The 22,646-nt window shown below is 73.2% G+C and carries 25 protein-coding genes; 14 read left to right on the top strand and 11 right to left on the bottom strand.

All coding sequences use genetic code 11. From position 1 onward, the window contains the following. The first annotated feature begins 38 nt into the window (after positions 1-38). Complete coding sequence (locus O1G21_RS29920) at positions 39-659, top strand: TetR/AcrR family transcriptional regulator (RefSeq protein ID WP_270148063.1); 621 nt, start codon at positions 39-41, stop codon at positions 657-659. Here the strand turns inward: O1G21_RS29920 and O1G21_RS29915 are convergent. Next, positions 652-987 (bottom strand): TetR-like C-terminal domain-containing protein, encoded by a 336-nt coding sequence (locus O1G21_RS29915; protein WP_333493512.1) that lies wholly within the window; start codon positions 985-987, stop codon positions 652-654. The genes O1G21_RS29920 and O1G21_RS29915 overlap by 8 nt on opposite strands. Here O1G21_RS29915 and O1G21_RS29910 point away from each other — a divergent pair. After that, positions 964-1,494, top strand: coding sequence for a hypothetical protein (locus O1G21_RS29910; protein WP_270151510.1), 531 nt, complete (start codon positions 964-966; stop codon positions 1,492-1,494). The two genes, O1G21_RS29915 and O1G21_RS29910, sit on opposite strands and share 24 nt — an antisense overlap. 50 nt (positions 1,495-1,544) lie before the next feature. Here the strand turns inward: O1G21_RS29910 and O1G21_RS29905 are convergent, their stop codons facing one another. The 3 genes from O1G21_RS29905 to def all read right to left on the bottom strand — a co-directional run bounded on the left by O1G21_RS29905 (position 1,545) and on the right by def (position 3,428). Further along, on the bottom strand, positions 1,545-2,063 hold the full coding sequence (locus tag O1G21_RS29905; protein WP_270148062.1) for a hypothetical protein: 519 nt from the start codon (positions 2,061-2,063) through the stop codon (positions 1,545-1,547). A 74-nt stretch (positions 2,064-2,137) separates the two neighbouring features. Beyond that, positions 2,138-2,794: a class I SAM-dependent DNA methyltransferase gene (locus O1G21_RS29900; RefSeq protein ID WP_270151330.1), complete on the bottom strand. Its 657-nt coding sequence runs from the start codon at positions 2,792-2,794 to the stop codon at positions 2,138-2,140. A gap of 4 nt (positions 2,795-2,798) precedes the next feature. Continuing rightward, positions 2,799-3,428: a peptide deformylase gene (gene def, locus O1G21_RS29895; protein WP_405000736.1), complete on the bottom strand. Its 630-nt coding sequence runs from the start codon at positions 3,426-3,428 to the stop codon at positions 2,799-2,801. Between the two features lie 18 nt (positions 3,429-3,446). Here def and O1G21_RS29890 point away from each other — a divergent pair, with 18 nt between their 5' ends. After that, the gene (locus O1G21_RS29890) at positions 3,447-3,965 is read left to right on the top strand and encodes an ArsR/SmtB family transcription factor (protein WP_333493511.1); all 519 of its coding nucleotides are present in this window, start codon (positions 3,447-3,449) and stop codon (positions 3,963-3,965) included. A gap of 6 nt (positions 3,966-3,971) precedes the next feature. On the opposite strand, the gene O1G21_RS29885 is transcribed toward O1G21_RS29890, so the two are convergent. From O1G21_RS29885 to O1G21_RS29865, 5 genes are all read right to left on the bottom strand, one after another. Next, positions 3,972-4,517: a hypothetical protein gene (locus tag O1G21_RS29885; RefSeq protein WP_270148059.1), complete on the bottom strand. Its 546-nt coding sequence runs from the start codon at positions 4,515-4,517 to the stop codon at positions 3,972-3,974. A gap of 60 nt (positions 4,518-4,577) precedes the next feature. Further along, entirely contained in the window at positions 4,578-6,482 is a 1,905-nt protein-coding gene (locus O1G21_RS29880) for a serine/threonine protein kinase (RefSeq protein ID WP_270148058.1), read from the bottom strand. 114 nt (positions 6,483-6,596) lie between these two features. Further along, positions 6,597-7,532 (bottom strand): hydroxymethylbilane synthase, encoded by a 936-nt coding sequence (gene hemC / locus O1G21_RS29875; RefSeq protein ID WP_270148057.1) that lies wholly within the window; start codon positions 7,530-7,532, stop codon positions 6,597-6,599. A gap of 102 nt (positions 7,533-7,634) precedes the next feature. Next, positions 7,635-9,950, bottom strand: a complete 2,316-nt coding sequence (locus tag O1G21_RS29870; RefSeq protein ID WP_270148056.1) for an ABC transporter permease — start codon at positions 9,948-9,950, stop codon at positions 7,635-7,637. Then, positions 9,947-10,672, bottom strand: a complete 726-nt coding sequence (locus O1G21_RS29865) for an ABC transporter ATP-binding protein (protein ID WP_270148055.1) — start codon at positions 10,670-10,672, stop codon at positions 9,947-9,949. The genes O1G21_RS29870 and O1G21_RS29865 overlap by 4 nt, the downstream gene beginning before the upstream one ends. A gap of 139 nt (positions 10,673-10,811) precedes the next feature. Here O1G21_RS29865 and O1G21_RS29860 point away from each other — a divergent pair, with 139 nt between their 5' ends. From O1G21_RS29860 to O1G21_RS29835, 6 genes are all read left to right on the top strand, one after another. After that, positions 10,812-11,651, top strand: a complete 840-nt coding sequence (locus O1G21_RS29860) for a sensor histidine kinase (RefSeq protein WP_270148054.1) — start codon at positions 10,812-10,814, stop codon at positions 11,649-11,651. 11 nt (positions 11,652-11,662) lie between these two features. Next, entirely contained in the window at positions 11,663-12,364 is a 702-nt protein-coding gene (locus tag O1G21_RS29855; RefSeq protein ID WP_270148053.1) for a response regulator, read from the top strand. Positions 12,365-12,552: 188 nt separating this feature from the next. After that, on the top strand, positions 12,553-13,761 hold the full coding sequence (locus tag O1G21_RS29850; protein ID WP_270148051.1) for a cytochrome P450: 1,209 nt from the start codon (positions 12,553-12,555) through the stop codon (positions 13,759-13,761). Positions 13,762-13,807: 46 nt separating this feature from the next. After that, positions 13,808-14,965: a type III polyketide synthase gene (locus O1G21_RS29845; protein ID WP_270148049.1), complete on the top strand. Its 1,158-nt coding sequence runs from the start codon at positions 13,808-13,810 to the stop codon at positions 14,963-14,965. Next, positions 14,962-15,546 carry an NUDIX domain-containing protein gene (locus tag O1G21_RS29840; RefSeq protein ID WP_270148046.1) on the top strand — a complete coding sequence of 195 codons (585 nt, stop codon included), beginning with the start codon at positions 14,962-14,964 and terminating at the stop codon, positions 15,544-15,546. Before O1G21_RS29845 ends, O1G21_RS29840 begins: the two co-directional genes overlap by 4 nt. A gap of 106 nt (positions 15,547-15,652) precedes the next feature. After that, on the top strand, positions 15,653-16,093 hold the full coding sequence (locus tag O1G21_RS29835) for an SHOCT domain-containing protein (protein WP_270148045.1): 441 nt from the start codon (positions 15,653-15,655) through the stop codon (positions 16,091-16,093). 60 nt (positions 16,094-16,153) lie between these two features. Here the strand turns inward: O1G21_RS29835 and O1G21_RS29830 are convergent, their stop codons facing one another. Then, on the bottom strand, positions 16,154-18,625 hold the full coding sequence (locus O1G21_RS29830) for a Tex family protein (protein WP_270148043.1): 2,472 nt from the start codon (positions 18,623-18,625) through the stop codon (positions 16,154-16,156). 262 nt (positions 18,626-18,887) lie between these two features. Here O1G21_RS29830 and O1G21_RS29825 point away from each other — a divergent pair, with 262 nt between their 5' ends. Together O1G21_RS29825 and O1G21_RS29820 are read left to right on the top strand one after the other, a co-directional pair. Continuing rightward, on the top strand, positions 18,888-19,787 hold the full coding sequence (locus tag O1G21_RS29825) for an aminoglycoside phosphotransferase family protein (protein ID WP_270148041.1): 900 nt from the start codon (positions 18,888-18,890) through the stop codon (positions 19,785-19,787). Positions 19,788-20,066: 279 nt separating this feature from the next. Further along, positions 20,067-20,267 (top strand): DUF397 domain-containing protein, encoded by a 201-nt coding sequence (locus O1G21_RS29820; RefSeq protein ID WP_270148039.1) that lies wholly within the window; start codon positions 20,067-20,069, stop codon positions 20,265-20,267. A gap of 52 nt (positions 20,268-20,319) precedes the next feature. Here O1G21_RS29820 and O1G21_RS29815 read toward each other — a convergent pair whose 3' ends face one another. Beyond that, positions 20,320-21,225 (bottom strand): LysR family transcriptional regulator, encoded by a 906-nt coding sequence (locus tag O1G21_RS29815; protein ID WP_270148037.1) that lies wholly within the window; start codon positions 21,223-21,225, stop codon positions 20,320-20,322. 72 nt (positions 21,226-21,297) lie between these two features. Here O1G21_RS29815 and O1G21_RS29810 point away from each other — a divergent pair, with 72 nt between their 5' ends. From O1G21_RS29810 to O1G21_RS29800, 3 genes are all read left to right on the top strand, one after another. Beyond that, positions 21,298-21,687, top strand: coding sequence for a RidA family protein (locus O1G21_RS29810; protein WP_270148035.1), 390 nt, complete (start codon positions 21,298-21,300; stop codon positions 21,685-21,687). Positions 21,688-21,760: 73 nt separating this feature from the next. Then, positions 21,761-22,273 carry a DUF6232 family protein gene (locus O1G21_RS29805; RefSeq protein ID WP_270148034.1) on the top strand — a complete coding sequence of 171 codons (513 nt, stop codon included), beginning with the start codon at positions 21,761-21,763 and terminating at the stop codon, positions 22,271-22,273. After that, a complete protein-coding gene (locus O1G21_RS29800; RefSeq protein ID WP_270148033.1) occupies positions 22,270-22,593 on the top strand; it encodes a hypothetical protein in 324 nt (107 codons plus the stop codon). Before O1G21_RS29805 ends, O1G21_RS29800 begins: the two co-directional genes overlap by 4 nt. Positions 22,594-22,646 lie beyond the last annotated feature (53 nt).

Genomic DNA, 22,646 nt, shown 5'->3' with positions numbered 1-22,646 from the left:
AGTCTTGTCAAGGGCGGCCGAAAGAAAGGGACACCACGATGAGCGAGACCGACACCCACGCCGAACAGGGCCCCTCCACCCGGCCGCACACCGGCCGCCGCCGCAACGAGGCGGCCCACCGGGCGATCCTGGACGCGGCCCTGCGGCTGCTCGCCGACTCCGACGGCACGCCCGTCACCATCGACGCCATCGCCCGCACGGCCGGCGTCGGCAAGCAGACCGTCTACCGCTGGTGGCCCTCCAAGGGCGCCGTCCTGCTGGACGCCCTCACCGACCGCGCCGACCAGGACGTCTCCGACCAGCCCGACACCGGCGCCCTGCGCACCGACCTGCGCGCCTTCATCGAGACCACCTTCGACGCCGCCCAGCGCGGCACCACCGCCTCCGCGCTGCGCACCGTCGCCCGCGAGGCCGCCCGCGACCCGCACCTGGCCGAACTGATGCGCACCTTCACCGCCACCCGGCGCACCGCCCTGCACGAGCTCCTCGCCCGGGGCCGGGAGCGCGGCGAACTGGCCGGCGACGCCGACCTGGACCTGATCGTGGACCAGGTCTACGGGGTGTTCTGGTACCGCTTCCTGCTCGGCCACGGCCCACTGGACGCGGCCGTCGCCGAGCGCCTCGCCGCCACCCTGACCGAGGGCAACCGGGTCAGCTAGCGCCCCGGCGCCGCACCAGCGGCAGGTACACCTCGTCGACGATCTCCACCAGCACGTCGTCGGGCGCGCTCGGCACCCCGCGCACCACGAACTCGTTGCGCAGCAGCACCACCGCCACCGTCGCCACCCGCGGGTGCAGCACCTCGGGCGCCGCCTCGCCGCGGGCGACGGCCCGGCCCAGCACGGTGAGCCAGGGGGCCGCCGCCGCGTCGCCGGACTGGTCCTGCAACTGCGCCAGGAACTCCGTCGCACCGCCCGCGGCGGCCAGCGGTTCGCGCAGCACCCCGCCGAGCGGGGAGCTCCAGTGCCGGTTCGCCTGGCGCAGCAACTCCAGGGCGTCCGGGTCGACTGGACGCCCTTCGACGTCATCTCCCTCGACCTCTACCGCTCCGCCGAGACCGCCGACCGCTTCGCCGACGGCGTCCGCGACCTGACCGCCCAGGGCAAGCCGGTCGCCATCACCGAGTTCGGCTCCGCCACCTACCGCGGCGCGGGCGACCGGGGCGCGCTCGGCCTGTCGGTGGTCGAGTACGGCCCCGACGGCCCGGTGCGCCTCGACGGCGGCCACCAGCGCGACGAGCCCGGCCAGGCCGCCTACCTGCGCGAACTGCTGACGTCCTTCGACGCCGGCGGGATCGAGGCCGCCTTCGTGTTCACCTTCGCGCTCTACGACTTCGTCCACCGCCCGAACGGCGATCCGCGCGAGGACCTCGACCTGGCGAGCTACGGCGTCGTCAAGGTGTACGAGGACCGCCCGGGGAGCAGGTTCGCCGGCCTCCCCTGGGAGCCGAAGGAGGCCTTCACGGCGGTCGGCGAGTACTACCGGACGAACTGAACGCAGCGGCGCAGGAAGTCGGCCGGTCCGACTTCCTGCGCTCAGGAGATTCAAGCCGTACGGCGGCGGTAGTACGCGATGCCGAGGGCGATGGTGATCGGGCCCCAGAGCATCGCGGGGCTGACGCAGACCCGGTACAGGGCCTCCCACCAGATGTTGCCGAACCCGACCTCGTCCACCACACCGAACCAGACGAGCGGCTGCAGCCCGAACAGTCCGAACAGCACCAGCCCGCCCAGCAGCGTCGCGATCAGCGGCCCGAGCGGCGGCACCCGGTGCCCCCGCAGGAACGGCACCCAGCGCGGGAACACCTCACCCCAGCCGCTGACCAGCCCCACGGTGAGCAGCGCCAGCGCCTCGGTGATCAGGCTCAGCGCGAACACGTACGGCGTGTCCCACCATTCGTAGGCCGGGGCGGCCGGATCCACGAGGCCCATCCGGAAGTCGAAGGCGAACGGCAGCCGCCACAGGCAGTGCGGCAGGAGCACGAACGGCAGGGCCCTGGCGAGGCGCAACGCCCAACGGGGAACCGGGCGTTCGGTGTCACCGACCGGGATGTTCTTCAACATGCGTCCACCCTCGCCGGGGCCACCCCGCCCCCACCTCGACCGCGGGGCGGAACCGGCTCCCCCGGCAGAGCCAGTCAGGCATGCGCCAGCAAGCTGACATAGCCCCGCTCCGGACGCTCCGGCCGGGCCTGGTCCAGCCGGGTGGTGACGGTGAATCCGGCCCCGGCCAGCAGCTCGACCAGCCGGTCGCCCGGGACCAGGTACGAGGTGTACGACACCGGATGCCCGTACGCCGAGCCCGGCCGCGACTGCCCGTCCCCGGTGTGGCCACCCAGCAGCAGGTGCCCGCCCGGGGCGAGCACCCGGTGGAACTCCGCGAACAGCGCGGGCAGTTGCTCGTCCGGTGTGTGGTGCACCGAGTACCAGGCGAGGATGCCGCCGAGGGCACGGTCGGGCAGCTCCAGCGCGGCCATCTCGCCCTGCTGGAAGCGGAGTTCGGGGTGGGAACGGCGGGCGAGCGCGATCATCTCCCCCGACACGTCCACCCCGAAGGCCGGCAGGCCGAGCGCCGCCAGGTGGGCGGTCACCTTGCCCGGGCCGCAGCCGAGATCAGCTACCACGCCGCCGCCCGACTCCCGCACCAGCTCGGCGAAGGCCGCGAGCATGGCGCGCGAGAGGGGGTCCATTCCGGCGGGCGGGACGACCAGCCGGGCGTAGTCGGCGGCGACGGTGTCGTAGGAGCGGCGGACGGCAACGAGGTGGCCGGCGGCGGGGCGGGCCGGTTCGGTCACCACCTCACCCCACCGTCTTCGCGGCCTTCGCGGCGCGCTCGGCGAACACCTTCTCGCGGCGGTCGGCGGTCTGCTTCATCATCCGCTTGCGGTCGCGGGCGGAGAGCCGGTCGATGTAGAGGCCCCCGTCCAGGTGGTCGGTCTCGTGCTGGAGGCAGCGGGCGAAGTAGCCGGTGCCCTCGATCGTCACGGGCTCGCCGTGCTGGTCGACACCGCGCACCACGGCGTGGGCCGGGCGGGCGAGCCGGGTGTCGGCGCCGGGCACGGACAGGCAGCCCTCGACGTCCTCGATCAGGGGGCGGCCGGGCTCCTGCTCCTCGACCACCGGGTTGAGCACGTGCCCGACGTGCCGGACGCCGTCGTCGTCGGGGCAGTCGTAGACGAACAGGCGCAGGTCCACGTCCACCTGGTTGGCGGCGAGTCCGCAGCCGTCGGCGACGTACATGGTGGCGAACATGTCGTCGATCAGCCGGGCCAGGCCCTCGCTGCCGAAGTCCTCCTCGGTCGCCGTACGGCAGGTGCGACGGAGGATCTCCTCCCCCACCTCGGTGATCCGCAGGACGGTCGGACCTTCGCGCGACTCGGACACGGTCGCTCCCCCTCGATCTCGATGGACTTGCTGTCGACTTTGCAAAGTAGCAGACTTTGCAAAGTGACCGAAGACATCGTCAGAACCGGAGCCCTCCCCGAGCACGCCGTCCGCACCGCGCTGCTGGGGCTGCTCGCCGAAGGCGGCACCCTCACCTCCACCGAGGCGGCCGCCCGACTCGGGTACAGCTCGGGCCTGTGCTCGTTCCACCTGCGACAGCTCGCCCGGTACGGCCTGATCGAGGAGGCCCCGGCCACCGACGGCCGGGCCCGGCCGTGGCGGCTGCCCCAGGACCGCCCCGCCGAGGACGACGACGGCTTCGGCGAGCTCGCCCGCGGCCTGGAGGACGAGAGCTACCAGCACTGGCTCGCGCGGCGCGCCGAGGCCCCGGCCGACTGGCAGCGGGACGAGGCGTTCAGCGCCGTCGTCCACCTCACCCCCGAGGAGCTGACCGCCGTCGCGGACGCCGTGCGACAGTTGCTCGCCCGCTACCGCGACCGGGACGCCGACCCGGCCGCGCGGCCCGCCGGGTCCCGTCCGGTCGCCGCCGTGACGCGCCTGTTCCCCCTGCTCGACCGCTGAGGAGTGTCAGGCCACCCGGGCCCTGGTCACCGCCCGGGCCACCGGCCCCACCACCAGCCCCAGCGCCGCCCCCAGCACGACGCCCTGCACGCCGTCCCAGACGTCCTGCACGTCACAGGCCCGCCCGAGCGCGGGCACCGCGTACTGCAGCGCCGACACCGCGAACGGCAGCACCGCCGCACCCAGCAGCGCCACCGCCGCCCGCCGCCGCGTCCCCGCCAGGGCGGCCGCGAAGCCCACCGGGGCGTACGTCGCGAGCTTGAGCTCGATGTGCCGCACGTGCAGCAGCTCGTACGCCGAACGCGGCCGGGCGCCGGACACCGTGCAGTGCCGCGCGGCCTCGGCCGCGTGCCGGAGCACCGACGGCCGGAACGCCTCCGGCAGCAGCGTCGCCACGACCACCCCGCCGAGCCCGAGCAGCAGCAGGAAGCCCACCACCCAGTGGGCCCGCAGCAGCCGCCCCACCGGCCGGTTCAGCAGGGCCGCCGGCACCAGCGAGAGCAGCAGCCCGGGCCAGAAATTCGGCATCCCGCCGAGCACCGCACTGATCACGCCTCAACGGACGCCCCGAACACTCGGCCGGTTCTCACCTGATCGGAACAGGTGTCCGGTTCACTCGACGATCAGGTACCGCTGCTCGCTCTCCCCGCTCACGCAGTTGCCGGTGATCTGCGGCCCGCCGGTGCAGTCCCCCGGTCCCGAGGTGAAGACGGTCCAGATGTACACGCCGGGCAGCTTGGGCGTGTAGGTCAGGTCCAGCCCGGTCTGCCAGGGCAGGTACTCCCAACTCGTGGCGCCCGGCGCCAGCACGTTCACCGAGGAGTCGGTACCGGCGCTCGCCCAGCTGAAGCTCACCGGCTGCCCCGCCTTGACCACCTGCTGGTCCTTCGGGAAGACCGGGATCGGGGCCGAGGGCGCGGACTTGACCGGGTTGGTGTACTGCTTGGCGGCCGGCTGGACGTTCAGGTAGCGCGTGGCGCTCCAGCCGCTGCCGATGCTGCCGTTGGCGGTGTTGGCGCCGACCACGGCCCACTGGTAGACCCCGGCCTCGGTCGGCTTGAAGGTGCAGTCGGCGGAGGTGAGCCAGCCGGAGGCCTGCCAGGGCTCGTTGCCGCGCTTGGTGAAGACCTTGGTCACCGCGGCGGACTTGTCCCAGCTGAGCACCAGCGACCGGCCCAGGGTGAGGGTGTCCTTGTCCGCCGGGGTGAGCAGGCCGGCCGGGTGCGGGGTGCCGCTCGGCACGGCCGCGGGCGGGCCCTGGGTCGAGCCGGTGGCGCCGATGCCGCCCGCAGATCCGCCGGTCACGCAGTCCGGCGGGTTCCCGTCGTCCGTGGCGACCACGAAACCGCCGCCGGTGGCCAGTCCGGCGCTGTCGCCCTTGTCCCGCAGTAGGTACACCGGCACCAGTACCGCCCCCGCGACCAGCGCCAGCACGCTCGGCAGCAGCACCCCCAGCCGCCGCACCCGGCGCCGCCGGGCCACCGCCTCCGCGGGTTCGGTCCGCGCCCAGCCGTCGACCCCGTACGGATCGGTGCCCAGCAGGGTCGGCACCCGGGTGGAGGGCACCCGCCCGGGCAAGGCGCCCGACCCCGGTGCCACCAGCGGCGCCTCCGGCACCGCGGGCTTGACCCGCAGGGCCTCCGGCAGCCACGAGCCGGTCGGCCCGTCGTACCCGGGCCGCCCGAGCCGCTCCAGCAGCTGGGCGGGGGTGGGCCGGTCCTCGGGGCGGCGGGCCAGGCAGGCGGCGACGACCGGGCGCAGGCCCTCGGGCAGGCCGGTGAGGTCCGGCTCGGTGTGCATGATCCGGTAGAGCAGCACCTGCGGGTCACCGCCGCCCCCGTACGGATCGACGCCGGCGGCGTGGCAGAGCACCCGGCCGAGGCTGAACACGTCGCAGGCCGGGCTGAGCGGCTCGCCCGCGATCTGTTCGGGGGCCATGTAGCCGGGGGTGCCGATGACGGTCTGGGTGCGGGTGATCGAGGCGCCGTCGAGGGCGCGGGCGATGCCGAAGTCGATGACCCGCGGGCCGTCGTCGCCGAGCAGGACGTTGGAGGGCTTGAGGTCCCGGTGGACCAGTCCGACCGCGTGGATCGCCGCCAGGGCCTCGGCCAGCCCGGCGCCCAGCACCCGCAGCACCGGTTCGGGCAGCGCGCCGTGGGCGGCGACGGCCGCGTCCAGGGACGGGCCGGGGATGTAGGCGGTGACCAGCCAGGGCGGGTCGCCCTCCGGGTCGGCGTCGACCACCTGGGCGGTGTGGAAGCCGCCGACCCGCCGGGCGGCCTCCAGTTCCCGGGTGAAGCGGAGCCGGAACTCCGCGTCGGTGGCGAGGTCCCAGTGCACGCACTTGACCGCGACCAGCCGCCCTCCCGGCGAGCGGCCCAGGTACACGACCCCCATCCCACCGCTGCCGAGCCGGGCCAGCAGTCGGTAGCGGCCGCCGATCACCGTCGGATCGGTAGGTCTCAACGCCTCCACGTCCCACCCCCGGCGTGCGCGTTCCACGTCCTGCGGAGCCATGGTGGCTGATGAGACATCAACTCTCCGTCCCCGCAGCGGAAATCATCTCAGCTGCAGATGCGGCAGACCAGTTCACGAAGGCAAAAAGATCAGCCGGGCGGGGCCCGGGCAACCTCAGTGCGGGATCGAGGAGATCAGCTCCTGTGCCCCCTGCCGCTTGAGCGCCAGGGCGACCGAGGTGCCGAGGTCCTCCGGGCTGAGCGCGCCCGCCCACTCGTGGGCGTCCAGCACCCGCTTGCCGTCCGGGCTGAACACCCGGCCGCGCAGCGAGAGCCGGCCGTCCGCCTCGGCCCTGGCGTAGCCGGAGATCGGGCTGTTGCAGTGGCCCTGCAGCGCGTGCAGGAACATCCGCTCGGCCGCCGCCTCGCGCCAGGTGTCGTGGTGGCCGAGCCCCGTGACGGCCTCGATGGTCGCGCTGTCGTCCTCGCGGCACTGCAGGACGAGGATGCCGGCGCCGATCGGCGGGCACATCTCCTCGACGCCGAGGACCTCGGTGATCCGGGCCCGCTCGCCGATCCGCTCCAGGCCGGAGACGGCCAGCAGCAGCGCGTCGACGTCGCCGGCCGCCAGCTTGGCGAGCCGGCTGTTGGCGTTGCCGCGGATCGGGACGCACTCCAGGTGCGGGTGGGAGGCGGCGAGTTGGGCGACGCGGCGGACGGAGGAGGTGCCGATCCGGGTGCCGGGCGGGAGTTCGGCGAGGGTCAGACCGCCGGGGTGGACGAGTGCGTCGCGGATGTCGTCGCGGCGCAGGTACGCGGCGAAGACGGTGCCGGCGGGCAGCGGGCGGTCGGCGGGCACGTCCTTGAGGCAGTGCACGGCGGCGTCGGCCTCCCCGGCGAGCAGCGCGGCGTCGACCTCCTTGGTGAACGCGCCCTTGCCGCCCAGTTGGGCGAGGTCGCCGGTCCAGCGGTCGCCCGAGGTGGTGACCGGCACCACCTCGGTGCGCAACCCCGGGTGCAGTTCGGCGAGTTCGGCGCGGACCCGGTCGACCTGGGCGAGCGCCATGGGAGAGGAGCGGGAGACGATGCGGATCAGCTCAGCGGTGGCCATGGCGCGATGATAGGCGCTCGAACACCGGCGGTTGGCGGTGCGTCAGCCGTACGGCGGACGGCCGGGCGGTGGACCACCCGGCCGTCTCCGTCCCGTGGGACCTCACTCGTTGTGCAGCACCTCGGCGATCGGCAGCCGGGCCGCCGAGCGGGCCGGGAGGAGCGCGCCGAGCACGGCGATCGCGACCCCCGCCAGGGCGAGGGCGATGAGCAGCGGGGCGCCCCAGACGTTGATGGCGTTCTCCGGGAAGTCGATGATCGCGACGTTCTCGGTGATCAGCCGGTGCGCCAGGATCCCGAGCGGGATGCCGATGATCCCGCTGGCCACGCCCTGCCAGGCCACCGAGGTGACCGTCATCGCGACGACCTGCCGGGGCGTCATCCCGATCGACTTCAGCATGCCGAGGTCGCGGCGGCGTTCGCGGATGGTGAGCAGCAGGGTGTTGAAGACGCCGAGCGCGGCGACCACCGACAGCAGGACGGAGAAGGTCGTGCTGAAGGACTTGATCGCGACGACGGATCCATCCGTGCCCGGCGTGGACACCGAGGCCGACAGGCTCGGGTCGGCGTCCGTGACGGCCTTCTGGTAGGCCACGGCGTCGGTGCCCGCGGCGAGCTTCACGTCGTACTCGACCACGTGCGGGTCGGGGGTGAGCAGGGCCCTGGTGGCGGCGTTGGAGGAGATCGCGTTGGCGTTGCCCTGGGCCTCCTTGCCGACGATGGTGACGGTGGTCTGCCGCCCCTCCAGGACCAGGGTGACCCGGTCGCCGAGCTTGAGCCCGTGCTGGTCCAGGAAGGCCGGCCCGGCCTCGATCTCGTTCAGCCCGGTCGCCAGGCGTCCCTCGACGACGTCGAGCCGCCGGTGGTCGACCATGGCGTCGCCGCCGTAGAAGTTGGCGAAGACCAGCTGGGGCTGGCCGAGGATGCCGACCCGGACCAGTTCGCGGACGGATACCCGCTCGGCGCCGGGGGTGGCGTGCAGCATCGCCTCGGTCTGGTCCGGGGTCAGCCGGGCCTCGATCTTGTTCTCCGAGAAGGCGCTGGTCTGCACGTCGATGTGGGTCCTGCCGTCGGGCACGGCCCCCATGGTCCTGGCCAGGGTGCTGCTCACTCCGGTGGTCACGGTGACGGTGACCACGCCGAGCACGATCGCCGCCATGGTCAGCGCGGTGCGGGCCGGGCGGGCGAAGGGCTGGCCGAGGCCGAGGCTGACGGCACGCGGCAGCCTGGTGCCGCTCAGCCAGCGCTGGACCTTGAGGCCTCGCCCGGTGCGCGGTGCGCTGCCGGCCGAGATGGCCTGGGCGGCGGAGAGCCGATGGGCGCGCGAGGCGGGCACGAGCGCGGCGAGGGCGACCAGCAGCGGGACGCCGATCAGGGTGGCGGCGGGCAGCCAGCCGGCCGGTTCGATCACGGCGGTCCCGGTCGCGATCCCGGAGAACGCGGTCTGGAGGATCGGGTACGAGGCCGCCCAGCCGGCCGCCGTGCCGAGGATCGTGCCGACGACCGCGGGCACCGAGACCATGGTCAGGTAGACGGTGACCACCTGGCGCGGGGTGAAGCCGATCGACTTCAGCACGCCGATGTGCCGGTAGCCGGAGATCACCGCGCCGCTCACCACGTTGCCGACGATCAGCGCGGCGACGACCAGGCCGAGCACGCCGAAGACCGTCATCAGGGGCAGGTAGGCGTCGGCGCCCGCCGAGAAGGCCTGCTTGAGCACCAGGTAGGACTGCCCGCTCTCGACGGCGTCCTCGGGCAGGCCCTCGGTGGTGTCGGCGAACGAGGTGGTCAGCTGCTGCTCGGTGGCCGCGTCGGTGAAGCGGTAGAGCATCTGTCGGCCGGTGGGGTGCAGGGCGGCCGCCTGCTCGGGGGTGACCCAGCCGCCGGAGGACTGGCTCATGCCGCTCGCGAAGCCGACGATGGTGAGCTTCAGCCCGGTGCTGGTGGTGAGCGGCGTGCCGAGGGCCCGAGCCGCACCGCCGCCGCCCATGTTGATGACCACCTCGCCGGGTGCGGAGGCCCAGCGGCCCGACAGCAGTTCCACCCGGTCAACCGGCGCGGACGCGGGGTCGGGTCGGCCGACCAGGGTCAGCGGGCCCGGTGGGCGGCCTACCCAGTCGGTGGGGATGGTCACCACGGCCTGGTCGAAGGGCCCGGCGGCCGCCTCGACGCCCGGCCGGTGGGCGGTGGCGGCCAGTTGCTCCGCCGAGGCCTTGGCCGGGTCGAAGAGGGCGGTGACGTGCGGGCCGCGCTCGGCCTCGAAGGCGGCGTCGAACGGCGCCCGGGCGGCGCTGATCACCGCGAGGGCGAGCAGTACGGTCGCGGTGGAGCAGAAGACGACCAGTCCGATCACGATGGTCTGCACCCGGCGGCGCTTCACGGCCGCCCGCGAGGCGCGCCACACCGCACCACCGTTCATGACTGCGGCTCCAGCATCCGCTCGCGCGCCACCCTGCCGTCCGCGACCTCGACCAGCCGGCTGGCGCAGCGGGTGGCCAGGTTGGGGTCGTGGGTGACGATCAGCAGGGTCTGCCCGATCTGGTTGAGGTCGATCAGCAGGTCCATCACCTGCTCGCCCGAGCGGCTGTCCAGCGCGCCGGTCGGCTCGTCGGCGAGCAGCAGCGCCGGGCGGTTCATCAGGGCGCGGGCCACCGCGACCCGCTGGCGCTCGCCGCCGCTGAGCGCGGCCGGGTAGACGTCCTTGCGGTGCGCGACGCCGAGTTCGTCCAGCAGCTCCAGTGCCCGGCGGCGGGCCTGCTTGGCCGTGGTGCCGGTCAGCTGGGCGGCCAGGGCGACGTTGTCGAGGGCCGGGAGGTCGTCGATCAGGTTGAAGAACTGGAAGATCATGCCGATGTGGCGGCGGCGGAAGAGGGCCAGCCCGTTCTCGTTCAGCCCGCCGAGGTCCTGGCCCTGCACCCGGACGGTGCCGGAGCTGGGCCGGTCCAGCCCGGCCACCATGTTCAGCAGGGTGGACTTGCCGCACCCCGAGGGGCCCATCACGGCGACCGCCTCGCCCGCCCTGATCCGCAGGTCGACGCCGTCGAGCGCCTTGGCGTCGCCGAACTCCTTGTGCACCCCGGACAGCTCGACGACGAACGGCGTGTCGTCGGGCCGGGAGGTCCCGTCGTGGTCGTTGCTCATGGTCGACGACGGTAGGCGCGCCGGGCCGGGCCGGGCGTCCCACCCCGGGTGTAACCGCAGGTCGCCGTAGTACCGGGGATGTACGGGGGCGGCACCCCCGGATGATGTCGATCAAGCTCCCAGCTGGGAAGCTGGCACCGTGTGGGGAACGGAGACGGACTGGATCGCGGTGGCGGTGGCGGGCACGGCCTGCGCCGGCGCCGGCTGGCTGGGCGTCGCGCTGGTCCGGGCGCGCCGGCTGTACCGGGCGGCCATCGGCGAGCGCGGCTGGCTGCTGGAACGGGAGCGGGAGAGCGCCGCGAGCGCCGCCGTGGACGCCGAACGGGCACGGATCGCCTCCGAGTTGCACGACATCGTGAGCCACAACGTGAGCCTGATGGTGGTGCAGGCCGGGGCCGCGCGCGAGGTGCTGGCCACCATGCCGGAGGAGGCGGCGGCCGCGATGGGCGCGGTCGAGGCGGCCGGACGGGACGCGATGACCGAACTGCGGCACCTGCTGGGCCTGCTCGCCCCGGCCGCGGACGGCAGCGAGGAGCCGGAGCCCGCCGAGTTCGCGCCGCAGCCGAGCCTGAGCCGGCTGAGCCCGCTGATCGACCGCTTCGCCTTCGCCGGGCTGCCGGTGGAGGTGCGGATCTCCGGCGAGCCGCGGCCGCTGCCCGGCGGCATCGACGTGACGGCGTACCGGATCGTCCAGGAGGCGCTGACCAACGCGCTCAAGCACGGGGACGGGGTGACGGCGGAGGTGACGGTGCGGTACGCGGACCACTACCTCCGGGTGGAGGTGCTGAACACCGGCCCGAGCGTGCTCTCCGGCGCGGCCGCGTCCTCGCCGGAGAGGCCGAAGCAGGCGGACGGCGCCGGGCGCGGGCTGCTCGGCCTGCGCGAACGGGTCGCGGTGTACGGCGGGGACCTCGACGCCCGGCGCCGGATCGGCGGCGGCTTCCGGGTGCGCGCCCGCATCCCACTGGACCGGCCGTGACGGAGGGCCCCATGACGGAGACCGAACAGCGCCGCCCCCGGGTGGTGATCGCCGACGACCAGGAGCTGGTCCGCACCGGCTTCCGGATGATCCTCACCGCGCGCGGCATCGACGTGGTCGCCGAGGCCTCCGACGGCGCCGAGGCGGTGGCCGCCGCCGTCCGGCACCGGCCCGACGTGGCCCTGCTGGACATCCGGATGCCGACCATGGACGGCCTGGAGGCCGCCCGCCGGATCCTGGCCCAGGTGCCCGACTGCCGGGTGATCATGCTGACCACCTTCGACCTGGACCACTACGTCTACGCGGCGCTGTCCGCGGGCGCCAGCGGCTTCCTGCTCAAGGACGTCACCTCGGCCCATCTTGCCGCCGCCGTCCGGCTGGTGGACACCGGCGACGCCCTGCTCGCCCCGTCGATCACCCGCCGGCTGGTCGAGCGCTTCGCGACCGGCGCCCCGCACCCGGCCGCCCGCGGCGCCGACTCGCCGCGGCTGCACCGCGACCTCGCACCGCTCACCCCGCGCGAGGTGGAGGTGCTCGGGCTGCTCGGACGCGGGCTGTCCAACGCCGAGTTGGCGGTCGAACTGACCCTCAGCGAGTCGACGGTGAAGACCCATGTGGCCCGGATCTTCGCCAAGTTGAACCTGCGCGACCGGGCCCAGGCGGTGGTGCTCGCCTACGAGACCGGACTGGTCTCACCGGGCGCGAACGACTGAGCCGGCAATTCCCGTGTGCCGGAAGGCCAATTCACCTGACAATCGGCCAGCTCACTCGTTCGGGGGAACCACTCCGGGGGTTCACATTTTTGCCAGTCCACGGGGCAGCATCTGCATGTCCGCGCCCGAACCACCGGAACCGTTTCGGGCGGCGCCACCCCGCATGACGAAGACCATTGGACAGGCCCGTGACCACCAACCCCCCCGTGTGGGACTGCCCCTTCCACCACACCGACGGCCTGGAGTTCGACCCCCTCCTCAAGCGCCTGCTGACGGAGGCCCCGATCGCCAGGATCCGACTGCCGCACGGCGAGGGCGAAGCCTGGCTGGCCACCCGCTACGAGGACGTCAAGGTGGTCACCACCGACCGCCGGTTCAGCCGCGCCGCCGGCATCGGCCGCGACCTGCCCCGGATGACGCCCGCCACCATCGCCCAGGCCGAATCGATCAACCTGATGGACCCGCCCGAGCACAACCGGCTGCGCCGCCTGGTCGCCCAGGGCTTCACCAACCGCCAGGTCGAGCGGATGCGCCCGGCCACCCAGCGGATCGTCGACGGCTACTTCGACGAGATGGAGGAGCACGGCGCCCCGGCCGACCTCGCGCACTTCCTCTCCAACCGGCTCCCGCTCACCACCATCTGCGAGCTGCTGGAGATCCCCGAGCCGGACCGCGACCGACTGCGCGGCTGGGCCGTCGCCATGATGCGGATGGGCCCTGGCAGTGGCGAGGGCCAGGAGGAGGCGAAGGCAGCCCTGCGGGCCTACTTCGCCGAGTTGACCGCCACCCGCCGCGCGCACCCCGGAGCGGACCTGATCAGCGCGCTCGCCACCGCCCGGATCGGCGAGGACCTGCTGGACGAGGACGAGTTGGCCGTCATGGCGATGGTCCTGCTGGTCACCGGCCATGACACCACCACCTACGACCTCAGCAACATCACCTACACGCTCCTCACCCACCCCGAGCAGCTCGCCGAGCTGCGCGCCCAGCCGGACACGCTGCCGCAGGCCCTCGAGGAGTTGCTGCGCTTCATCCCGTTCCGCCAGGGCCCCGGCATCGCCCGAATCGCCACCGAGGACGTCGAACTGGGCGGGGTGCTGATCCGGGCCGGCGAGGCCGTGCACGTCTCCTACCTGACCGCCAACCGGGACCCAGCGGTCTACGAGCACCCCGACGAGCTGGACTTCGACCGCGCCGCCGGGCCCGTCAACATGGCCTTCGGCCACGGCCAGCACCGCTGCCTCGGCTCGCACCTCGCGCTGATGGAACTGCAGATCGCCATCGGCACCCTGCTTCGGCGCTTCCCGGGGCTGCGGCTGGCCGTCGACCCGTCCGAACTCGACTGGAACTCCGGCTCGATCTGGCGCTTCCCGCGCACCCTGCCGGTCGCCTGGTAGCAACTCCCCTCCGCCACACCGTTCCCGCACCGGGGAGACCCACACCATGGCCACACTCTGCCGCCCCGCCATCGCCGTGCCCGAGCACGTCATCACCCTCGACGAGACCCTCGACCTGGCCCGCAGCCTGCACGCCGGCCACCCCCAACTCGGCCTGGCCCTGCGGCTGATCGAGAACACCGGGGTGCGCACCCGGCACCTGGTCCAGCCACTCGAACAGACCCTCACCCACCCGGGCTTCACCGTCCGCAACCAGGTGTACGAGCGGGAGGCCAAGCTGCGCGTCCCCGAGGTGGTCGAACGCGCCCTCGACCACGCCGAGTTGGGCGCCCCGGACATCGACCTGATCATCTACGTGTCCTGCACCGGCTTCATGATGCCGTCGATGACCGCCTGGCTGATCAACACCATGGGCTTCCGCTCCGACACCCGCCAGGTGCCGATCGCCCAGCTCGGCTGCGCGGCCGGCGGCGCCGCCGTCAGCCGCGCCCACGACTTCTGCCGCGCCTACCCGGGCGCCAACGTGCTCATCGTCGCGTGCGAGTTCTGCTCCCTCTGCTACCAGCCGACCGACCTCGAGGTCGGCTCGCTGCTCTCCAACGGCCTGTTCGGCGACGCCGTCGCCGCCGTGGTGATGCGCGGGCACGGCGGCTGCGGGGTGCAGATCGAGCGCAACGGCTCCCATCTCGTCCCGGACACCGAGGGCTGGATCTCGTACGGGGTCAAGGACACCGGCTTCCACTTCCAGCTGGACAAACGGGTGCCCGGCACGATGGAGATGCTGGCCCCCGCGCTGCGCACCCTGGCCGGGAAGCACGGCTGGGACGTCTCCGGCCTGGGCTTCTACATCGTGCACGCCGGCGGCCCGCGCATCCTGGACGACCTGTGCCACTTCCTCAACCTGGAGCCGGAACGGTTCCGCTACAGCCGGGCCACGCTGACCGAGCGCGGCAACATCGCCAGCGCCGTCGTCTTCGACGCCCTCGCCCGGCTGTTCGCCGACGGCGGCGTGCCCGAGGGCACCCCGGGCCTGCTCGCCGGCTTCGGACCGGGCATCACCGCCGAGATCGCCCTGGGCAGTTGGGTCGGCGCCACGGCGGAGGCGGTGCACCGCCGCCCGCGTGCCATCGCCACCTCCGACATCGCCCTCGTCCACCAGGGCGTCCCCCGCCGTTTCCCGGCCGGAACTACGATCACCGAATGACAGACACCACGGACCGCACCGCCACCTCCGCCGGAGCCGCCGAACTCGCGGCCCTCTTCCCTGCGTTGCACGCGCCGCAGTACTGGGCCTGGGGTCGCTACGACGCCAGGTTCTCCACCGAGCTGCCGCCGGACGAGCTGGTCACCAACATCCACCTGGTCGGATTCGCGGACGGCAACGTGGTGCTGTGCCGCGACGACCGGGACCACTGGTTCCTGCCCGGCGGCACCCGGGAGCGGGACGAGTCCGTCGCGGAGTGCCTGGAGCGGGAGCTGCGCGAGGAAGCCGGCGCCCGGCTGCTCGGCGAGCCGGGCTGGCTGGGCGCGCACCGCTGCCACACCGAGGACGCGGTGCCGTACCGGCCGTGGCAGCCGCACCCGGACAAGGCCTGGCTGTGGGGCTGGGGCGAGGTCGAGCTGGACTCGACGCCGACCAACCCGGCGGACGGCGAGCAGGTGGTCGAGGTCCGGGCCGTCCCGGTCGCCGAGGCGCAGCGGCTGTTGCTGACCGGGCACGACGCCTGGTGGGGCGAGCTGATCGGGCTGGCGGTGGAGCTGCGGCGGCGCGCCGGGCTCGGCTGAGGTCGCCCCAGGCCCCAGGCCCGGGATATTCCCGCCGAGCCGCAAAACCACTGGAACGGCGTAGCACCGGACGGCGATGTCCGTTTTGCGGTGATATGACTCGGCCATGGACACCTACGCGTTGGCCACCTCGCTGGCCGTGGACTACCCGGTGCTCAACATCTTCTGGACGATGTTGGAGCTGTTCCTGTGGATCCTGTGGTTCTTCCTGCTGTTCAAGATCATCACGGACATCTTCCGCAGCCACGACATCGGCGGCTGGGGCAAGGCCGGCTGGCTGGTCCTGGTGATCTTCCTCCCGCTGATCGGCGTCCTCGTGTACCTCATCGCCCGTGGCCAGGGCATGGGGATGCGGGACATCGAGCAGGCCCAGCAGGCCGACGCGGCGGTCCGGGCCTACATCCGGGACGCGGCCGGAACGCCCCCGCAGGAGGGCGGCGGCGGCCGCAGCCATGTCGAGGACCTGGCGAGGCTGGCGGACCTGAAGGCGAAGGGCGCGATCTCCGACGAGGAGTACCAGAAGGCCAAGGACAAACTCCTGGTCTGACCAGCGGAAACGGCCGGGGCCGGGGGGCGTGTGACACGTCCCCCGGCCCCGGCGTCTCGCTCAGCGCCGTCCGGAGCGCCGGTCCTTCGAGCCGCTGTCGCCGCCGGAGCCGCCACCGGCCAGCCCGGCCCGGCGCAGCGCGTCCGCCATGGCGCTGTTCGCCAGCGGGACGTTGCCGCCGGATCCGCCGCGGTCCCGCCGGTCCTGGCCGCCGCGACCGCCCTGGCCGCCCTGCCCCTGGCCGCCGCTGCGCCGCTCCTGGCGGGGCGGGCGGGCCTGCCGGTCGCCCCGGTCGCCGCCACGGTCGCCGCGCTCGCGGCCGACCTCGTCGTCCAGCCGCAGGGTGAGCCCGATCCGCTTGCGCGGCACGTCCACCGAGACCACCCGGACCTTGACGATGTCGCCGGGCTTGACCACCTCGCGCGGGTCCTTGACGAAGTTCTTCGACAGCGCCGAGACGTGCACCAGTCCGTCCTGGTGGACGCCCACGTCGACGAAGGCGCCGAAGGCGGCGACGTTGGTCACCACGCCCTCCAGCACCATGCCGACCTCCAGGTCGCCGATCTTGTCGACGCCCTCCTTGAAGACGGCGGTGCGGAAGGCCGGACGCGGGTCGCGGCCCGGCTTGTCCAGCTCGCCGAGGATGTCGGTGACGGTCGGGATGCCGAAGGTGTCGTCCGCGAAGTCGGCCGGGCGCAGCGCCCGCAGCCGCTCGCCGTTGCCGATCAGCTCGCGCAGCTCCCCGCCGGTCGAGGCGAGGATGCGGCGCACCACCGGGTAGGCCTCGGGGTGCACGCTGGAGGCGTCCAGCGGGTCCTCGCCGCCGGGGATGCGCAGGAAGCCGGCGCACTGCTCGAAGGCCTTGGGGCCGAGCCGGGCGACGTCCTTGAGCTGCTTGCGGGTGCGGAACGGGCCGTTGGCGTCGCGGTGGGCCACGATGTTGTCCGCCAGCGTGGCGGTGATGCCGGAGACCCGGGTGAGCAGCGGTGCCGAGGCGGTGTTGACGTCCACCCCGACGGCGTTGACGCAGTCCTCGACCACGGCGTCCAGCGAGCGGGAGAGCTTCACCTCGCTCAGGTCGTGCTGGTACTGGCCGACGCCGATCGACTTGGGGTCGATCTTGACCAGCTCGGCCAGCGGGTCCTGGAGGCGGCGGGCGATGGAGACCGCACCGCGGATCGACACGTCCAGGTCTGGCAGCTCCTGGGAGGCGAAGGCGGAGGCCGAGTAGACCGAGGCGCCGGCCTCGCTGACCATCGCCTTGGTGAGCTTCAGCTCGGGGTGGCGCTTGATCAGGTCCTCGGCGAGCTTGTCGGTCTCCCGGGAGGCGGTGCCGTTGCCGATCGCCACCAGGTCGACCTGGTGCTTCTCGGCGAGCGCGGCCAGGGTGGCCAGGGCCGCGTCCCACTTGTTGGCGGGCTGGTGCGGGTAGATGGTCTCGTACGCGACGACCTTGCCGGTGGCGTCCACCACGGCGACCTTCACCCCGGTGCGGAAGCCCGGGTCCAGCCCCATGGTGGCGCGGGTGCCGGCCGGGGCGGCGAGCAGCAGGTCGCGCAGGTTGGCGGCGAAGACGCGCACCGCCTCGTCCTCGGCCTCGGCGCGCAGCCGGGCGCGCAGGTCGATGCCCAGGCGCACCAGGACGCGGGTGCGCCAGGCCCAGCGGACGGTGTCGCCGAGCCACTTGTCGGCCGGGCGGCCGCGGTCGGCGATGCCGAAGCGGGCGGCGATGCGCTGCTCGTAGTCGTTCTCGCCGGGCAGGTCGCCCTCGGACTCGCCTTCGTAGGGCGAGAGTTCGAGGTCGAGCACCTCCTCCTTCTCGCCGCGCAGCATCGCCAGGATGCGGTGCGAGGGCAGCTTGGTGTACGGCTCGGCGAAGTCGAAGTAGTCGGCGAACTTGACGCCGTCGCCCTCCTTGCCGTCGCGGACCCTGGCGACCAGGCGGCCGCGGGTCCACATCCGCTCGCGCAGCGAGCCGACCAGGTCGGCGTCCTCGCCGAAGCGCTCGACCAGGATCGCCCGGGCGCCCTCCAGGGCGGCCGCGCCGTCCGCCACCGACTCGTTCAGGTACTGGGCGGCCAGGGCGGCCGGGTCCTGCGTCGGGTCGGCGAGCAGGGTGTCGGCCAGCGGCTCCAGCCCGGCCTCGCGGGCGATCTGCGCCTTGGTGCGCCGCTTGGGCTTGAACGGCAGGTAGATGTCCTCCAGCCGGGCCTTGGAATCGGCCGCCAGCACCTGGGCGCGCAGCGCGTCGTCCAGCTTGCCCTGGGACGCGATCGACTCCAGGACGGCCGCCCGGCGCTCCTCCAGCTCGCGCAGGTAGCGCAGCCGCTCCTCCAGGGTGCGCAGCTGGGCATCGTCCAGCGAGCCGGTGACCTCCTTGCGGTAGCGGGCCACGAAGGGGACGGTCGAGCCGCCGTCGAGCAGTTCGACCGCAGCCTTCACCTGCCCCTCGCGGACGCCCAGTTCCTCGGCGATCTTGCGCTCGATCGCCTGCTGGGCCTGCCGGGCCCCCTGTTCGACTGGCGTGGTCACGAAGCCGGTCACCTTCTCCTTCAGTGCTTTCGCCCTACGCCCTGCATTCTGGCAGGTGCCGGTGACGGCTCCCGGCCGCACCCGGGGCGGCGGGCGTGGCGTGGATTCCCCCGGAGACAACCACGCTCGGACGGGGGCCAGTTGTGGACCGTCCGCAGCCGGACCCCGGTTGGACCTCGGCCGAACCTCGGTTGATCGAAGTGGTGTGCACAGTTCGCGAATCCGGCTGAAGGGCGGCGATCTGCGCTGTACGCTGCCGGGCATGTGCGCAGCCGTCCGGATGCACCCCGATGAACCGGTCGTCGACGCGGCCCTGGTACGGCGGTTGATCTCCGCCCAGTTCCCGCAGTGGGTGGGCCTTCCGGTCACACCCGTCGGGTCCGCCGGGACGGACAACGCGATGTTCCGGCTCGGGCCCGAACTCGCCGTCCGGCTGCCCCGGGTGGAGTGGGCCGCCGGGGACGTCCGCCGCGAGCACCAGTGGCTGCCCCGACTGGCGCCGCAGTTGCCGCTGCCCGTCCCCGCCCCGTTGGCCGTCGGCCGCCCCGCCGCGAACTACCCCTGGCAGTGGTCGGTGGTGCGCTGGCTCGACGGCGTCAATCCGGCCGTCGGCGCGCTCGCCGCGCCCGAGGCCCTCGCCCGCGACCTGGCCGGCTTCGTCAACGCCCTGCGCGCCCTCGACCCCGCCGGCGCCCCGGCCGGCCCCCGCAGCGCGTCGCTCGCCTCCCGGGACGGCTCCACCCGCGCGGCGATCGCCCAACTCGCGGGCACGATCGACACCGCGGCCGCGACCGCCCTGTGGGACAAGGCGCTGCGCCTGCCCGAGTACGCGGGCCCGCCGGTCTGGATGCACGGCGACCTCACCCCCGGCAACCTCCTGGTCGACAGATCCGGCCGGCTCTCCGCCGTCATCGACTTCGCCCTGATGGGCGTCGGCGACCCCACCGCCGACCTGATCGCCGCCTGGAACCTGCTCCCCGCCTCCGCGCGCCCCGCCTTCCGCGCCGCCCTGCGCGCCGACGACGCCATGTGGGCGCGCGGCCGCGCCTGGGCCCTCTCCATGGCCCTGGTGACCATCCCCTACTACCGCCACACCGACCCGGCGCTGACCGCCAACGCCCGCCACGTCGTCCGCGAGGTGCTCGCCGACCGCAGCGTCTGACGGTCACGTTCCGGCGGGCGTCGTAGCGGGCGGCGCGAGGCGAGCCCACAGGCGGCTCGTGTCGGGCTCATGGCCCCAAGCAGCGGACAACTGCCGGACGAGTCGGAGGCCCGGGCTGTCCGGCAGGGGGCCGCCGGACAGCCCGGTGCCGGCGGCCTCGATCCAGAGACCGGTGGGGGCGGAGTACTCGAAGAGGACGTCGATGTGCTGCAAGCGGAGGCGCTGTCTCCCCGCGACAGCGCAGATCTGATCCGCAGCGTGAGGGAAGGACTTCTCGACATGATGCCCAGTAAGACCACGGTCCCCTGGCGCAAGTCCAGCTGTAGCGGAAACAACGGCGGCAACTGCATCGAGGTGGCCACGGCCCACCACGGGCAGCTCGTCCGTGACTCGAAGGATCCCGGCGGCCCCGTCCTCGGATTCGGTCCCGTCGCCTGGCAGTCCTTCATCGACGCCGTCCGCACCGACCGACTCCGCTGACCGGCGTCGGAGCGCCGTGGGCCGTTGCTGTGGGCCTCCCCGCACTGACTGGCTAGGGCCCCGACATCCCTTCGCTCACGGCCGCCAGCAGGTGGCCGACCAGCGGGCTCCGGTCGTCGGCGCGCCAGGCGACCGCGGAGCGGGTGCGGGCGGTGCCCGGCTCGATCCGGCGGAAGGCGACGCCCCGCAGGCGGATCCGCCGGATGCCCGCCGGGGCCAGCGAGACGCCGAGGCCCGCCCCCACCAGCGCGCACACCGTCTGCCACTCCACCGCGTGCTGCCCGATCCGCGGGGTGAAGCCCGCCTCCGTGCACAGGCCGGTGATCCGGTCGTACAGCTGCGGCCCCTCCTCCCGGGGCAGCAGCACGAACGGCTCGTCCGCCAGCTGCCCGAGCCGGACGGCCCGTTCGGCGGCCAGCGGGTGGTGCGCCGGGAGCACGGCGACGAAGGGCTCGCTGAGCACCGTCCGGAAGCGCAGCTCCGGCTCGTCCTCGGGCGGTTCGCGCAGCAGGCCCACGTCGATGCCGCGGTCGTGCAGGGCGGCGAGCTGCGGGGCGCTGGTCATCTCCCGTACGTCCAGGTGCACGCCCGGGTGGCGATCCCGGAAGGTGCGCAGCAGGCCGGGCAGCACGGTCAGGGCCAGCGAGGCGGAGAACCCGATCCGCAGCCGGCCCGCCTCGCCGCTGCCGACCGCCCGGGCGGCGGCCAGCCCGTCCGCGAGGTCGGCCAGCGCCCGGCGCGCGGCGGGCAGCAGCTCGCGCCCGGCCGGGGTCAGGGTGACGCCGCCGGGCTCGCGCAAAAGCAGCGGGTGGCCGACCTTCTCCTCCAGCCGGCGGATCTGCTGGCTCAGCGGCGGCTGGGCGATGCCTAGGCGGGCGGCGGCGCGGCCGAAGTGCAGTTCCTCGGCGAGCACCACGAAGGCGTGCAGCTGCGGCAGGGGGAGTTCGGGGCGGGCCATACGATAAGAGATATCAGAACGGCGCTGCGGGAGTATTGGACGTATCTCCGCAGGCCACCTAGCGTTCGGCGCATGACAGAGCGACGCGCGATACTCACCGGTTCCACCTTCGAGGAGCAGATCGGCTACGCCCGCGCCGTGGTGGACGGCGACTGGGTGCACGTGTCCGGCACGACCGGGTTCGACTACGCCACCATGACCATCTCCGAGGACGTGGTGGAGCAGGCCGAGCAGTGCCTGCGCAACATCGGGTCCGCGCTGGCCGAGGCCGGCTGCGGCTTCGCCGACGTGGTGCGGGTGCGCTACCTGCTGCCCGAGCGCGCGGACTTCGAGCCCTGCTGGCCGGTCCTGCGCCGCTGCTTCGGCGAGGTGCGGCCCGCCGCGACGATGCAGGTGTGCGGCTTGGCCGACCCGCGGATGCGGATCGAGATCGAGGTGACCGCCCGGCGTTCGGCCGGCTGATCCAGCGCCAGCCCTCCCGCTGTCCTTGGCTATTGCTATGGTTCTCCCCGCACTAGGGGCAGGGGGAGCGGACTTGGCACGGAGCGTGATCGACGTCAGGGTGAGCCGGCGGGTGCTGTGGATCGGCGGGGACGCGTACCCGCTGAACCAGATCGCCAGGGCACGGCAGGTGGTGTGGTGGCCGCCCAAGCGCTCACGCCTGATCATCAGGTTCGTCCGGAAGCTGCTCGGGCTGCTGATCATCGCCGGCGTCCTCAACGCCCTCGTCCCGGGCATGCTGACCCGGCCGGGGTCGGCCTACCTTCCGGACGCGCTGTTGCTGGGGTTCTTCTGCTACTACCTCTACCGGCTGGTCACCCAGCTGCGGTACAAGCCGCTCTACAAGCTGGTCATCGAGACGTCCAGTTCCTCGAACACCGCGGTGGTGAGCTACCAGGCCTGGCAGGTCCAGGACCTGATCCAGCGCATCATGGAAGCGATCGACGACCCCCTGGCCGAGTTCACGATCCAGGTCGAGAACGTCCACATCGGCGACCAGATCAACCAGTACGGCGACCACAACACGGGGAAGACGGTCTACTCATGAGCAACTCCTTCCACTTCGGCGACTCGGTCACCCAGCACGGCGACCACAACATCGGCATCATCAAGAACCAGGCCCCGGTCGACCCCAAGGCCGCGCTGCGCGAACTCGTCACCGCCGTCCAGCAGTTGCGCGAGCAGGTGCCGGCCGAGGACCGGGAGGTGCTGGACGAGTCGCTGGAGGCCATCGGCGACGGCTCCGAGGCCTCGCCGTCCGCCCTGCGGCGGGCGCTGCGCAACATCTCGGGGGTGGCCTCGCTGGTCCGGGCGGGCGCGCCGGTGGTGGAGTCGGTCCGGCGGATCCTGGACTCGCTCAACAGCTGATTCCCGTACCAGGTCAGAAACCTGCCCCGGTCAAGCCCGGCTGCTAGCCTGGC

This window comes from Kitasatospora cathayae (assembly GCF_027627435.1).
GTDB lineage: Bacteria > Actinomycetota > Actinomycetes > Streptomycetales > Streptomycetaceae > Kitasatospora > Kitasatospora cathayae.
Note: the sequence above shows the minus strand (reverse complement) of the source record. Positions and strands in the feature narration are given on the sequence as shown.

Bases quoted from the DNA above. Each gene is read 5' to 3' on its own strand.
- O1G21_RS29820 (WP_270148039.1), top strand. From the start codon at position 20,067: ATGATGCCCAGTAAGACCACGGTCCCCTGGCGCAAGTCCAGCTGTAGC.
- O1G21_RS29845 (WP_270148049.1), top strand. From the start codon at position 13,808: ATGGCCACACTCTGCCGCCCCGCCATCGCCGTGCCCGAGCACGTCATC.
- O1G21_RS29840 (WP_270148046.1), top strand. From the start codon at position 14,962: ATGACAGACACCACGGACCGCACCGCCACCTCCGCCGGAGCCGCCGAA.
- O1G21_RS29855 (WP_270148053.1), top strand. From the start codon at position 11,663: ATGACGGAGACCGAACAGCGCCGCCCCCGGGTGGTGATCGCCGACGAC.
- hemC (WP_270148057.1), bottom strand. From the start codon at position 7,532: ATGGCCACCGCTGAGCTGATCCGCATCGTCTCCCGCTCCTCTCCCATG.
- O1G21_RS29870 (WP_270148056.1), bottom strand. From the start codon at position 9,950: ATGAACGGTGGTGCGGTGTGGCGCGCCTCGCGGGCGGCCGTGAAGCGC.
- O1G21_RS29865 (WP_270148055.1), bottom strand. From the start codon at position 10,672: ATGAGCAACGACCACGACGGGACCTCCCGGCCCGACGACACGCCGTTC.
- O1G21_RS29920 (WP_270148063.1), top strand. From the start codon at position 39: ATGAGCGAGACCGACACCCACGCCGAACAGGGCCCCTCCACCCGGCCG.
- O1G21_RS29815 (WP_270148037.1), bottom strand. From the start codon at position 21,225: ATGGCCCGCCCCGAACTCCCCCTGCCGCAGCTGCACGCCTTCGTGGTG.
- O1G21_RS29880 (WP_270148058.1), bottom strand. From the start codon at position 6,482: ATGGCTCCGCAGGACGTGGAACGCGCACGCCGGGGGTGGGACGTGGAG.
- O1G21_RS29800 (WP_270148033.1), top strand. From the start codon at position 22,270: ATGAGCAACTCCTTCCACTTCGGCGACTCGGTCACCCAGCACGGCGAC.
- O1G21_RS29810 (WP_270148035.1), top strand. From the start codon at position 21,298: ATGACAGAGCGACGCGCGATACTCACCGGTTCCACCTTCGAGGAGCAG.
- O1G21_RS29905 (WP_270148062.1), bottom strand. From the start codon at position 2,063: ATGTTGAAGAACATCCCGGTCGGTGACACCGAACGCCCGGTTCCCCGT.
- O1G21_RS29835 (WP_270148045.1), top strand. From the start codon at position 15,653: ATGGACACCTACGCGTTGGCCACCTCGCTGGCCGTGGACTACCCGGTG.
- O1G21_RS29825 (WP_270148041.1), top strand. From the start codon at position 18,888: ATGTGCGCAGCCGTCCGGATGCACCCCGATGAACCGGTCGTCGACGCG.